A 12,857-nucleotide genomic window follows, 5' to 3' on the forward strand; every position below is an offset into this window, starting at 1 on the left:
CGGTGCGGGTGGGACGTATCAGCGGGCGGACGGGCCGTATGGCGGGCCGTATGAGAGCGGGGGCGCGGCCTACGGGAGTGACGCCGGGTCGTATGAGAGCGGGGGCGCCGCCTACGGGAGTGACGCCGGGTCGTATGAGAGCGGGGGCGCCGCCAATGGCAGTGACGCCGGACCGCGGCGAGGTGGGGGTGGGGCTAGCGAGTACGAGGTTGGCCGGTCCGGGGCATACGACAGTGCGTCCAGGTCGTCCGAGGGCGGGATGGGGTCGTCGTACGACGACGGTGGGTCCGAGGCGTATGAGGGCGGGCCTGGGTCGTATGACGGCGGGGCGGAACGGTACGGCAGTGAGCCGGGGCCGCTTGGCCGGGAACCGGGGCCCCATGGCCGAGAGGCGGGACCTTACGGCGGTGGACCAGGACCCTACGGCGGTGAGCCGGGGCCGTACGTGCCGGGTACGCCTCATCGGCCTCCGAACCCGGCGACGAACCCGTATCTGCGGGTGCCGGATGAGTTGCAGGGGCCTGAGGATGCGCGGCCTGGTGGCGGGGGTCGGCGAGGGCCGGGGCCTGAGAACGGTCGGCGAGAACCGGGTGGTGAGGGCGGCGGGCAGGCGCCCGGCCCGGAGGACGGTGGGCGGACACCGAGCCGTGAGGACAGTGGACGCGAGCCGGGCCGTGAGGACAGTGGGCGGGCTCCGGGCCGTGAGGACAGTGGACGGGCTCCAGGCCAACAAGGCGGTGGGCGCGCGCCGTGGCGTGAGGGCCGTTGGGTGGAACCGAGGCAGGAGGGGTCAGGCAGGGGGTGGCCTGGTGGTGGGGTGACGGCCGCCCCGGGTCCGCAAGGGTCCGGTGGGTACTGGCGGGACGAGGGGGCGGACGGACCGGGCGGTGGACGGCCGCAGGACGGGCCCAGCAGCAGCCCTCAGCCGCAGGACAGGCCCGGCGGCGGACGGCCGGACAGGCCCAGCAGCAGCCCTCGGCCGCAGGACAGGCCGGGCGGCGGACCGCCGCAGGACGGCCCCAGCAGCAGCCCTCGGCCGCAGGATGAGGTGCAGCCTTCCGAGGAGAACTCTCGGCCGTCGGACGAACCGCGTCGGCCCCACGGTTCGCCACCGCCCGACAACGTCTACGGCGCGCCCACGATGGCTCGCCCTATCGACGAGCCCCCTCATTCACCGCAACGGCCTCCCCGGCAGCGGCCGGGTGGCCGACGATCGTCCTCCGGAGACCAGGGCCGTCAGTCGCCACCACCGCCGCCTCCTCCCCCACCCCCACCGCCGCCGCCGCCGGGGAAGCCGAAGGGGCGGCGCTGACCCGGCGCCAGTCGCAGGACCCTGGTCAGAGCGCAGGGCTGTGCTGTGAGACGGCGTGGCCGCGGACCGGGCAGTCCCGGTGAGAGCCGGGCGTTCCCGCCGTGCGGTGAGCTCGTTCGAAGCCGGCGCGGGCAAGATCGCTTCTGCCCTCGCGGAGCCTTGGGGCACGGCCGCCGTCGGCGCCCTTGGCCGGAAGGCTGGGCGCATGAGGAGGAGAGCGGCAAGGCGTGGCAGCTCCAGTCGGAACGCTGCCGACCCACCGCCCCGACCCACCGCCCCGGCCCTCCTCCCCCGGCGACCGCGCCCGTCTCCCCCACGGCAGCCACCCCTGTCCCTCAACCCCGCCGAAGCGAAGCCGTGTCCCGCAGGCAAGGATCTCGTCACCCGCCCGACACCGAGTGTTCCGTGTCCGTCAGACGGACCGCGGGAGCAGAAGGCACTGGGTGCCGGATACGGTGGAGGCACCATGAGCGCTTCGCAGACCTCGTCCTCCGACGTCCCCACCCTTCTCGTCAAGATCTTCGGGAAGGACAGGCCGGGCATCACGGCCGGCCTCTTCGACACCCTCGCCGCGTACTCCCTCGACGTGGTCGACATCGAGCAGGTCGTCACGCGTGGCCGCATGGTGCTGTGCGCGCTCGTGACCGCGCCGCCCCGCGCGCTGGAGGGCGACCTGCGGGCGACCGTCCACAGCTGGGCCGAGTCGATCAAGATGCAGGCGGAGATCATCTCCGGTCTCGGCGACAACCGGCCGCGCGGACTGGGACGTTCCCTGGTCACCGTGCTCGGTCACCCGCTCACCGCGGAGGCCACCGCCGCGATCGCCGCCAAGATCGCCAAGGCTGGCGGCAACATCGACCGTATCTTCCGGCTGGCCAAGTACCCGGTCACGGCCGTCGAGTTCGCGGTGTCCGGCGTGGCGACCGAAGCGCTGCGCACCGCGCTCGTCACGGACGCCGCCAGGCTCGGCGTCGACGTGGCCGTCGTAGCGGCCGGTCTGCACCGCCGGGCCCAGCGGCTCGTCGTCATGGACGTGGACTCCACGCTCATCCAGGACGAGGTGATCGAGCTCTTCGCCGCGCATGCCGGCTGCGAGGACGAGGTCGCCGAGGTGACCGCGGCCGCGATGCGCGGCGAGCTGGACTTCGAGCAGTCGCTGCACGCGCGCGTGGCGCTGTTGGAGGGGCTGGACGCCTCTGTCGTCGACAAGGTGCGCTCCGAGGTACGGCTGACGCCGGGCGCCCGCACCCTCATCCGCACGCTGAAGCGGCTCGGCTTCCAAGTCGGTGTCGTCTCGGGCGGATTCACCCAGGTCACCGATGACCTGAAGGACCGGCTGGGGCTGGACTTCGCCCAGGCCAACAAACTGGAGATCGTCGACGGGAAGCTGACGGGCAAGGTCACCGGGGAGATCGTGGACCGGGCGGGCAAGGCGCGGCTGCTGCGCCGGTTCGCCGCCGAGGCGGGAGTGCCGCTGTCCCAGACGGTGGCGATCGGCGACGGCGCCAATGACCTGGACATGCTCAACGCGGCCGGACTCGGGGTCGCCTTCAACGCCAAGCCGGTGGTGCGAGAGGCCGCGCACACCGCGGTGAACGTGCCCTTCCTGGACACGGTGCTGTACCTGCTGGGCATCACCCGCGAAGAGGTCGAGGCGGCGGACGCGCACGAGGAGGACTGACCCGGCACATCGGCAGGGGCCCGGCACCGTGACGGTGCCGGGCCCCTGCCGATGTCACGCGCCGGTGGGGGTCGTGGTCAGTCGGACGGTGCCCAGTAGTCGGCGAGGGTGGCCACGCCCGGCTCCAGGGTCTTCCAGGGACCGCTGAGCGACAGGACGGCGAAGGCGGCGGCGGGGAAGCCGCGCGCGCTCATCCGCTGGCGGGCGTCACCCTCAGCGGCGCCGGCGAGGACGTCGGCGAGACCCTGCACGCCCGGGTTGTGGCCGATCAGGACGAGGTTCTGGACGTCGTCCGGGGTTTCGTTCAACACGGCGATCAGCTCGCCGGGAGAGGCCTCGTAGATCCGCTCCTCGTAGACCGTTTTCGGCCGGTGCGGGAACTCCTGCACGGCGAGCTTCCAGGTCTCACGGGTCCGGGTCGCGGTGGAGCAGAGGGCCAGGTCGAAGGAGATGCCGGAGTCGACCAGTCGTCGTCCGGCCTCCGCTGATTCTTTGCGGCCACGGTCGGCGAGCGGCCGCTCATGATCGGTCACCTGCGGCCAGTCGGCTTTCGCATGCCGGAAAAGGACAATCCTGCGGGGTTCTGCGACGCTCATGGGATCCAGCTTCGCATGAAACAGGCCATGGGGCGCAGGTAGTTGACGGGCGGCTTTATGGGTGCTCAGCGCGCTGTCAGCTGCTGTACACGCTCCAGGAACTGGGTGACGGCCGGGTCACCGGAGGCCGCGTGCGCGTCGGCGGGGTTGAGGATGAGGGCCAGGAGCACCACGAAGGCGAGCGTCGGCAGGGCGAGGGCCCACCAGGGCAGCCGGATGTCGACGCCGCCCCGGGACGCCGGGTGGGGCGGGGTGTGCGTAGGGGCCGACATGAGTGCCTCCGCTGTCTTCGAGTGGCCGGTGGGCGGTGACCGGTGCGGCGCGGTCACATCTCGAAGTTACGGAACCGGGGGCCCTCAACCCATCCGGAGATCCACCCAGTTGACCCTGACACTCGCCCCCTAGGGGACAGGGGGGTTAACCCCACCGTCGGACCGGGGAACGGGTGCCCGGATCAGGGCGAGGCGATCGTCGCGATGATCGCGATGACGACGAAGATGGCGAAGAACGAGCCGAAGACCAGCAGCATCTTCTTCTGGCCGTTCTGGGGATTCGGATCGAGCACTGGCATACGGCCAGTCTCGCACCCCGGTCTCTTACCAGGGCTGCCGGGGTGACCTCAGCGGGCCGCCTCGTCCTCCACCGTGCGGTCGCGGCCCGCGAGCACGCCGACCAGCATCTGCGGGACCATCAGGCCGACCATGAGCGCGATCGGCAGGCCCCAGCCGCCGCTGTGCTGGTACAGCACGCCCACCAGGAGCGGTCCGGGGATGGAGATCAGATAGCCGGTGCTCTGCGCGAAGGCGGACAGCTGGGCCACGCCCGCGCCGGTCCTGGCCCGCATCCCGACCATGGTGAGGGCCAGCGGGAAGGCACAGTTGGAGACGCCGAGCAGGACGGCCCAGGCCCAGGCACCGGCGGCCGGGGCGAGGTACAGGCCCGCGTATCCGGCGAGACCGCAGGCGCCGAGTGCGATCACGATCGGGCCCTGGTGCGGCAGCCGCGTGGCCACGCGCGGGATGACGAAGGCCAGCGGGACGCCCATCACCATGGTGACCGCCAGCAGCAGCCCTGCCGTGCCGGCGGACACGCCCGCGTCCCGGAAGATCTGCGCCATCCAGCCCATGGTGATGTAGGCGGCGGTGGCCTGGAGCCCGAAGAACACGGCGAGTGCCCAGGCGGTCCGGCTCCGAGTGATCCGCAGCGTGGGCGGCGCCACGCGCGCGTGCACCTGCCGGACCGGCCCCGCCCCGTCCACGCGCGCGTGGACATGCCCGGAGACCCCTTGCCCGGCCTCCCGCTCCGCCGGAGCGGCTCCCCGGTCCCGTACGAGCGGGATCCACGGCAGTACGGCCGCCGCGGCCAGGCCCGCCCACACCGTGAGCCCGGACTGCCAGCTCCCGCCCAGTGCCTCGGTCACCGGCACGGTCACGGCGGCCGCGGCCGCGGTGCCGAGGGCGAGGGCCATCGAGTACAGCCCGGTCATGGAGCCGACCCGGTCGGGGAACCAGCGCTTGACGATGACCGGCATCAGGACGTTGCTGACGGCGATGCCCATGAGGGCGAGGGCACTGGCGGCCAGAAAGCCCGCCGTGGAGCCCGTGTACGGCCGAATGAGCAGACCTGCCGTGATGGCGACCATGCCCGCGCACACCACCGCGCCCGTGCCGAAACGGCGGGCCAGACGCGGGGCCATGACGCCGAAGACGGCGAAGCACAGCGGGGGCACCGAGGTGAGCAGGCCGGCCACGCTGCCGCTCATACCGAGTCCGTCGCGCACCTCTTCGAGAAGGGCGCCGAGACTGGTGATGGCGGGGCGGAGGTTGAGTGCGGACAGCACAATGCCGACGACGACCAGGCGCACCGCCCACGCGCGCGTGGGGGGCACCGCGGCTCCCTTCTCCGGCGCGACAACCTCCGGGGCAACAACCTCCGGGGCGACAACGGAATCGCACGTGATCGCGGAACCGCGTGCGATCGCAGAACCGGGTGCGGTCGTGGACTTCAGTGTCCGGGTTTCCTCGCTTGCCATGCCACCCATCATAGAATCATGGGATGATTGGTTGTCCATCCTCGGGGCGTCCTCGTTCGTCCCGCCCGTGCGAAGGTGTGCCATGCCCCTGAGCCATCCCCGCCGCTCGGCGCTGTCCGAGCAGGTCATCGCCGAGCTGCGCAACCAGATCACCTCGGGCGAGTGGCCGGTCGGCTCCCGGATCCCGACGGAGCCCGAACTGGTCGGGCAGCTGGGGGTCGCCCGCAACACGGTCCGCGAGGCGGTCCGCGCGCTCGCCCACAACGGCCTGCTGGACATCCGCCAGGGCTCGGGGACGTACGTCGTGGCGACCAGTGAGCTGGCCGGTGTGATGCACCGCCGGTTCGCCGACGCGGACCCCCGGCACATCGCCGAGCTGCGGTCCACCCTGGAGTCGTCCGCGGCGCGCCTGGCCGCCGAGCGGCGCACCGAGAAGGATCTCAAGCAGCTCGACGCGCTTCTCGTACGGCGCGATCAGGTCTGGGAGTCGGGCGACACGGAGGCCTTCGTGACCGCCGACTCCACGTTCCACCTGGCCGTGGTGGCCGCCTCCCACAACGACGTGATGACCGAGATGTACGCGGACCTCGGCGAGGTGCTGCGGGACTGGCTGCGTGAGGACGTCGGCGAGGAGCTGACGCCGGAGACGTACATGGACCACGCCCGGCTCGTCGACGCGATCCGCGCGGGCGACGCGGCAGCGGCCGCCGAGGAGGCGGCAGGTTACCCCTTCCTGTGCCGTCCGGGACGGTTCAGCGCGCCAGCTTCCGGTGGCTGACCCACACCGAGCGGACCTCTTTCCAGCACCGGCCGGTCAGCCGCACGGTCTGCGCGGGGCCGGCCTCGACCTCGGCGCCGTCGCTGTCGAGGTCCCACCAGCGGTCGCACTCGATGTGCAGGCGCACTCCGTCGGGGCGCGGATAGGGGTTGTGGCAGTAGGTGGTCACACGGGAGCCGGTGACCCTGCTGCGGCAGGAGGCTCCGAACAGCTCCGAAGCCGCGGCTCCGGGCGCTTCCGCGCGTGCGTGCGGCATCGCTTCGGACGACAAGGAGATCACGAGACAGACGGCTGCGGTCACTGAGGCCGGACTGCGGGACAGGCGCACAAGGGGACCTCCTCGGCCGTGCTGGGGAGGGAATCGCGAGATCAAGGCGTAATCCAGGGTGCCCAGTTGCCGGCCGTGCACGCCCGGCCAGGTAGGCCGAACGGGGGACGCCCCGCTCCCTGGGGGAACGGGGCGTCGACGATGTCCAGGAGATCAGGCTCCGATGGCGTGCAGGCCGCCGTCCACGTGGATGATCTCGCCGGTGGTCTTCGGGAACCAGTCGCTCAGCAGGGCGACGATGCCCTTGCCGGCCGGCTCCGGGTCCTTGAGGTCCCACTCCAGCGGGGAGCGGTTGTCCCACACGGCGGCCAGGTCGCTGAAGCCCGGGATGGACTTGGCGGCCATCGAGGCGAGCGGGCCCGCGGAAATGAGGTTGCAGCGGATGTTCTGCTTGCCCAGGTCGCGCGCGACGTAGCGGCTGGTGGCCTCCAGGGCGGCCTTGGCCGGGCCCATCCAGTCGTACTGCGGCCAGGCGTACTGCGCGTCGAAGGTGAGGCCGACGACCGAGCCGCCGTTCTGCATCAGCGGCAGGCAGGCCATGGTGAGCGACTTCAGGGAGTACGCCGAGACGTGCATGGCCGTGGCCACGGACTCGAACGGCGTGTTCAGGAAGTTGCCGCCGAGCGCGTCCTGCGGAGCGAAGCCGATGGAGTGCACGACGCCGTCGAGGCCGCCGAGCTCCTCGCCGACGATGTCGGCCAGCCGGCCGAGGTGCTCGTCGTTGGTGACGTCGAGCTCGATGACCTTGGTGGGCTTGGGGAGCTTCTTGGCGATGCGCTCGGTCAGCGTGGGCCGCGGGAACGCGGTCAGGATGATCTCGGCGCCCTGCTCCTGGGCCAGCTTGGCGGCGTGGAAGGCGATGGAGGACTCCATCAGCACACCGGTGATCAGGACGCGCTTGCCCTCGAGAATTCCGCTCATGGTGTTCAGTGACCCATTCCCAGTCCGCCGTCAACGGGGATGACGGCTCCAGTGATGTACGAGGCGTCGTCCGAGGCCAGGAACCGCACCGTCGCGGCGACCTCCTCGGGCTGCGCGTAACGACCGAGCGGCACCTGCTTCACGATGCCCTCGCGCTGCTCGTCGGTGAGCGCCTTGGTCATGTCGGTGTCGACGAAGCCGGGCGCCACGACGTTGAAGGTGATGTTGCGCGAGCCCAGCTCACGGGCGAGGGAGCGCGCGAAGCCGACGAGGGCGGCCTTGGAGGCGGCGTAGTTGGCCTGGCCGGGGCCGCCGTAGAGACCGACGACCGAGGAGATCAGGACGACCCGGCCCTTCTTGGCGCGCAGCATGCCGCGGTTGGCACGCTTGACCACGCGGAAGGTGCCGGTGAGGTTGGTGTCGACGACCGAGGTGAAGTCCTCCTCGGACATCCGCATCAGCAGCTGGTCCTTGGTGATGCCGGCGTTGGCGATCAGCACCTCGACCGGGCCGTGCTCGGCCTCGATCTCCTTGTAGGCCTGCTCCACCTGCTCGGTGTCGGTGATGTCGCACTTGACGGCCAGGAAGCCGGCCGGCGGCTCACCCGACCGGTACGTGATCGCGACCTTGTCGCCGGCGTCGGCGAATGCGCGGGCGATGGCGAGGCCGATGCCCCGGTTGCCTCCGGTGACGAGAACCGAGCGGCTCAACGGATCACCCTTTCCCTAGGGGTCTGACACACCCGCCCGAACACCTGGATGGCAGGCGGCTTCCCCGAAAACCTATCGGGCCGGTCGCTGTCACGGACATTCGGGCACCGACAGTGGCTTACGGGACTCGCTGTCGGGTCCCTACAGAAAGATGCCGGCAGCGGTCACAAACGTGTGGTCCGCGCACCGGTCGCCGCGACATGATCGGGGCAGCCCCTCGCCCACCTCATGCCGACAGGAAGAGACCCAGGTGCCTCATACCATCGACGAAGCCTTCACAGCGCTTCCCCTACGTGCCCTCGCCGACGCCGCGCTGGCACGCGCGCGTGCGCTCGGCGCGCAGCACGCGGACTTCCGCTTCGAGCGGGTGCGCAGCGCCTCCTGGCGCCTCAGGGACGCCAAACCCTCGGGCTCGTCGGACACCACCGACCTCGGGTACGCGGTGCGGGTCGTCCACGGCGGCACCTGGGGTTTCGCGTCCGGCGTGGACCTGACGCTGGACGCCGCCGCCAAGGTCGCCTCGCAGGCCGTGGCCATGGCGAAGCTCTCCGCCCAGGTGATCCGCGCGGCCGGGTCCGACGAGCGGGTGGAGCTGGCCGACGAGCCCGTGCACGCCGACCGTACCTGGATCTCGTCGTACGAGATCGATCCGTTCTCCGTGCCCGACGAGGAGAAGGCGGCGCTGCTCGCGGACTGGAGCGCGCGGCTGCTGGCGGCGGACGGGGTCAACCACGTCGACGCCTCGCTGCTCACCGTGCACGAGAACAAGTTCTACGCCGACACCGCCGGCACCGTGACCACGCAGCAGCGGGTCCGGCTGCACCCGCAGCTGACCGCGGTGTCGGTCGACGAGTCCAGCGGCGAGTTCGACTCGATGCGGACCATCGCGCCGCCGGTCGGCCGCGGCTGGGAGTACCTCACGGGCACCGGCTGGGACTGGGACAGCGAGCTGGAGCAGATCCCGCAGCTGCTCGCCGAGAAGATGCGGGCGCCCAGTGTCGAGGCGGGCCTGTACGACCTCGTCGTCGACCCGTCCAACCTGTGGCTGACCATCCACGAGTCCATCGGCCACGCCACCGAGCTGGACCGCGCGCTCGGCTACGAGGCGGCCTACGCCGGCACCTCCTTCGCCACCTTCGACCAGCTCGGCAAGCTCAGGTACGGCTCCGAGCTGATGAACGTCACCGGTGACCGCACCGCCGAGCACGGCCTCGCGACCATCGGCTACGACGACGAGGGCGTCGAGGGCCAGTCCTGGGACCTGGTGAAGGACGGCACCCTCGTCGGCTACCAGCTGGACCGGCGGATCGCGAAGCTGACCGGGTTCGAGCGCTCCAACGGGTGCGCCTACGCCGACTCCCCCGGGCACGTCCCGGTGCAGCGCATGGCCAACGTGTCGCTGCAGCCCGACCCGGCCGGGATGTCGACCGAGGACCTCATCGGGGGCGTGGACCGCGGCATCTATGTCGTCGGGGACCGGTCCTGGTCGATCGACATGCAGCGCTACAACTTCCAGTTCACCGGCCAGCGGTTCTTCAGGATCGAGAACGGGCGGATCACCGGGCAGCTGCGGGACGTCGCCTACCAGGCGACCACCACCGACTTCTGGGGCTCGATGGCCGCGGTGGGCGGCCCGCAGACCTATGTCCTCGGTGGCGCCTTCAACTGCGGCAAGGCCCAGCCCGGCCAGGTCGCGGCCGTCTCGCACGGCTGCCCGTCGGCCCTCTTCAAGGGCGTCAACATTCTGAACACCACGCAGGAGGCCGGTCGATGAGCGCCCGCACCAACAAGCCGCACGAAATCGTCGAGCGGGCCCTCGCGCTGTCCCAGGCCGACGGCTGTGTCGTGATCGCCGACGAGCAGTCGACCGCCAACCTGCGCTGGGCGGGCAACGCGCTCACCACGAACGGTGTCACGCGCGGGCGCACGCTCACGGTCGTCGCGACCGTCGACGGCAAGGAGGGCACCGCCTCCGGCGTGGTTTCCCGGTCCGCGGTGACCGCGGACGAGCTGGAGCCGCTGGTGCGGGCCGCGGAGGCCGCCGCGCGCGGTGCCGCGCCCGCCGAGGACGCCCAGCCGCTGGTCACGGGCGTACCGGAGTCTCCGGACTTCACGGACGCGCCCGCCGAGACCTCCTCGGCCGTCTTCGCCGACTTCGCGCCGGCGCTCGGCGAGTCCTTCGCACGCGCGCGTGCGGGCGGCCGCGAGCTGTACGGCTTCGCCAACCACGAACTAGTGTCGACGTATGTGGGCACGTCCACGGGGCTGCGGCTGCGCCACGACCAGCCCAACGGCACGCTGGAGCTCAACGCCAAGTCGCCGGACCGGACCCGCTCGGCCTGGGCCGGACGCTCCACCCGGGACTTCAAGGACGTCGACCCGGCGGTGCTGGACGCCGAGCTCGCCGTACGCCTGGGATGGGCCGAGCGGCGCCACCAGCTGCCCGCCGGGCGGTACGAGACGCTGCTGCCGCCGACCGCGGTCGCCGATCTGCTCATCTACCAGCTGTGGTCGGCGTCGGGCCGGGACGCGGCCGAGGGGCGGACGGTGTTCTCCAAGCCGGGCGGCGGCACCCGGGTCGGCGAGAGGCTGACCGAGCTCCCGCTGACCCTGCGCAGCGACCCGAACGAGCCGGGCCTGGAATCCGCGCCCTTCGTGGTCGCGCACTCCTCCGGGGGCGACCAGTCGGTGTTCGACAACGGTCTGCCGGTCGCCGCCACCGACTGGATCCGGCAGGGCGAGCTGGCGCATCTGATGACGACCCGGCACAGCGCCGGCCTGACCGGGCTGCCCGTCGCCCCGGCGGCCGGCAGCCTCGTCCTCGACGGAGGCTCGGACCTGTCGCTGGAGGAGATGGTCGCGAACACCACGCGCGGGCTGCTGCTGACCTGCCTCTGGTACATCCGCGAGGTCGACCCGGCCACCCTGCTGCTCACCGGGTTGACCCGGGACGGCGTGTACCTCGTCGAGAACGGCGAGGTGACCGGCGAGGTCAACAACTTCCGGTTCAACGAGTCGCCGGTCGGCCTGCTGGGGCGGGCGACGGAGGCGGGGCGGACGGAGAAGACGCTGCCGAGGGAATGGAGCGACTACTTCACGAGGGCCGCGATGCCGCCGCTGCGGGTGCCGGATTTCAATATGAGTTCTGTCAGTCAGGGCGTATAACCTCGTAGCCGGTAGTCACTCGACTGCCCGAGGACCTTTCGAGGAGATACGAGAACCGTGACGGACATCGTCGACGAGCTGAAGTGGCGGGGGCTGTGGGCCCTGTCCACTGACGAGGACGCTTTGCGCAAGGCGCTCGCGGACGGTCCCGTCACGTTCTATTGCGGTTTCGACCCCACGGCGGCCAGCCTGCACGTCGGTCACCTGGTGCAGGTCCTCACCATGCGCCGGCTCCAGCAGGCGGGTCTGCGCCCGCTGGCGCTGGTGGGCGGGGCGACCGGTCAGATCGGCGACCCCCGCCCCACGGCCGAGCGCACGCTGAACGACCCGGAGACGGTCGCGAACTGGGTGTCCCGGCTGCGCGCGCAGATCGAGCCGTTCCTGTCCTTCGAGGGCGAGAACGCCGCGGTCATGGTGAACAACCTGGACTGGACGGCCGGGCTGTCGGCCATCGAGTTCCTGCGGGACATCGGCAAGCACTTCCGTGTCAACAAGATGCTCACCAAGGACTCGGTCGCGCGCCGGCTGGAGTCCCAGGAGGGCATCAGCTACACGGAGTTCAGCTACCAGTTGCTCCAGGGCATGGACTTCCTGGAGCTGTACCGGCGGTACGGCTGCACGCTGCAGCAGGGCGGCAGCGACCAGTGGGGCAACCTCACGGCGGGGCTCGACCTGATCCACAAGCTGGAGCCCGAGGCCGAGGCGCACTGTCTCGCGACGCCACTGATGGTCAAGGCGGACGGCACCAAGTTCGGCAAGACCGAGGGTGGCGCCGTCTGGCTCGACCCGGAGATGACGACGCCGTACGCCTTCTACCAGTTCTGGCTGAACGTGGACGACCGGGACATCTCGACGTACATGCGCATCCTGTCCTTCAGGTCCCGCGAGGAGCTCGAGGAACTGGAGAAGCAGACCGAGGAGCGTCCGCAGGCCCGGGCCGCGCAGCGGGCGCTGGCGGAGGAGCTGACGACGCTGGTGCACGGCGCCGACCAGACGGCCGCCGTGATCGCCGCGAGCCGTGCCCTCTTCGGGCAGGGGGAGCTGGCGGAGCTGGACGAGAAGACGCTGGCCGCGGCGCTCTCGGAGGTGCCGCACATCCGGGTCGCCGAGCTCGGTGCCGTCGTGGATCTGTTCGCCGAGGTGGGACTCGTGGCCAGCAAGTCGGCCGCGCGGCGGACGGTGAAGGAGGGCGGGGCCTACGTGAACAACGTCAAGGTCTCGGCCGAGGACGCGGTTGCCGCCAAGGAGGACCTCCTCCACGGCCGCTGGCTCGTGCTGCGCCGGGGCAAGAAGAACCTGGCCGCGGTCGAGGTCACGTCGGCCTAGGTCCTGAG

General features: G+C 71.2%; 12 protein-coding genes. 5 read left to right on the plus strand and 7 right to left on the minus strand.

Annotation, left to right across the window (positions count from 1 at the left end; genetic code table 11):
* The first annotated feature begins 1,778 nt into the window (after positions 1–1,778).
* Entirely contained in the window at positions 1,779–2,993 is a 1,215-nt protein-coding gene (gene serB / locus QF027_RS11470) for a phosphoserine phosphatase SerB (protein WP_307074288.1), read from the plus strand.
* 77 nt (positions 2,994–3,070) lie between these two features.
* Here serB and QF027_RS11475 read toward each other — a convergent pair whose 3' ends face one another.
* The 4 genes from QF027_RS11475 to QF027_RS11490 form a co-directional block, all read right to left on the minus strand.
* Positions 3,071–3,589, minus strand: coding sequence for a SixA phosphatase family protein (locus QF027_RS11475; protein ID WP_307074291.1), 519 nt, complete (start codon positions 3,587–3,589; stop codon positions 3,071–3,073).
* 65 nt (positions 3,590–3,654) lie between these two features.
* Complete coding sequence (locus QF027_RS11480) at positions 3,655–3,861, minus strand: hypothetical protein (RefSeq protein WP_306983496.1); 207 nt, start codon at positions 3,859–3,861, stop codon at positions 3,655–3,657.
* 182 nt (positions 3,862–4,043) lie between these two features.
* Positions 4,044–4,160, minus strand: a complete 117-nt coding sequence (locus QF027_RS11485; protein WP_086724758.1) for an SGM_5486 family transporter-associated protein — start codon at positions 4,158–4,160, stop codon at positions 4,044–4,046.
* A gap of 48 nt (positions 4,161–4,208) precedes the next feature.
* The gene (locus tag QF027_RS11490) at positions 4,209–5,633 is read right to left on the minus strand and encodes a CynX/NimT family MFS transporter (protein WP_307074293.1); all 1,425 of its coding nucleotides are present in this window, start codon (positions 5,631–5,633) and stop codon (positions 4,209–4,211) included.
* Between the two features lie 70 nt (positions 5,634–5,703).
* Between QF027_RS11490 and QF027_RS11495 the strand changes: the two genes are divergently transcribed.
* The gene (locus QF027_RS11495) at positions 5,704–6,399 is read left to right on the plus strand and encodes a FadR/GntR family transcriptional regulator (RefSeq protein WP_307074295.1); all 696 of its coding nucleotides are present in this window, start codon (positions 5,704–5,706) and stop codon (positions 6,397–6,399) included.
* Here QF027_RS11495 and QF027_RS11500 read toward each other — a convergent pair.
* The 3 genes from QF027_RS11500 to fabG all read right to left on the minus strand — a co-directional run bounded on the left by QF027_RS11500 (position 6,374) and on the right by fabG (position 8,358).
* Entirely contained in the window at positions 6,374–6,727 is a 354-nt protein-coding gene (locus tag QF027_RS11500; RefSeq protein ID WP_307074297.1) for a hypothetical protein, read from the minus strand. The genes QF027_RS11495 and QF027_RS11500 overlap by 26 nt on opposite strands.
* A gap of 153 nt (positions 6,728–6,880) precedes the next feature.
* Positions 6,881–7,648 (minus strand): enoyl-ACP reductase FabI, encoded by a 768-nt coding sequence (gene fabI, locus QF027_RS11505; RefSeq protein WP_059206314.1) that lies wholly within the window; start codon positions 7,646–7,648, stop codon positions 6,881–6,883.
* A 5-nt stretch (positions 7,649–7,653) separates the two neighbouring features.
* A complete protein-coding gene (fabG, locus tag QF027_RS11510) occupies positions 7,654–8,358 on the minus strand; it encodes a 3-oxoacyl-[acyl-carrier-protein] reductase (protein WP_306983485.1) in 705 nt (234 codons plus the stop codon).
* Positions 8,359–8,608: 250 nt separating this feature from the next.
* On the opposite strand from fabG, the gene QF027_RS11515 reads away from it, so the two are divergent.
* The 3 genes from QF027_RS11515 to tyrS are packed head-to-tail and all read left to right on the plus strand — an operon-like array spanning position 8,609 to position 12,849.
* Positions 8,609–10,132, plus strand: a complete 1,524-nt coding sequence (locus tag QF027_RS11515) for a TldD/PmbA family protein (protein ID WP_307074300.1) — start codon at positions 8,609–8,611, stop codon at positions 10,130–10,132.
* Entirely contained in the window at positions 10,129–11,523 is a 1,395-nt protein-coding gene (locus QF027_RS11520) for a metallopeptidase TldD-related protein (protein ID WP_307074302.1), read from the plus strand. Before QF027_RS11515 ends, QF027_RS11520 begins: the two co-directional genes overlap by 4 nt.
* A 57-nt stretch (positions 11,524–11,580) precedes the next feature.
* Positions 11,581–12,849 carry a tyrosine--tRNA ligase gene (gene tyrS, locus QF027_RS11525; protein WP_306983481.1) on the plus strand — a complete coding sequence of 423 codons (1,269 nt, stop codon included), beginning with the start codon at positions 11,581–11,583 and terminating at the stop codon, positions 12,847–12,849.
* The last annotated feature ends 8 nt before the right edge of the window (positions 12,850–12,857 follow it).

Source organism: Streptomyces canus (assembly GCF_030816965.1).
Classification (GTDB): domain Bacteria; phylum Actinomycetota; class Actinomycetes; order Streptomycetales; family Streptomycetaceae; genus Streptomyces; species Streptomyces canus_E.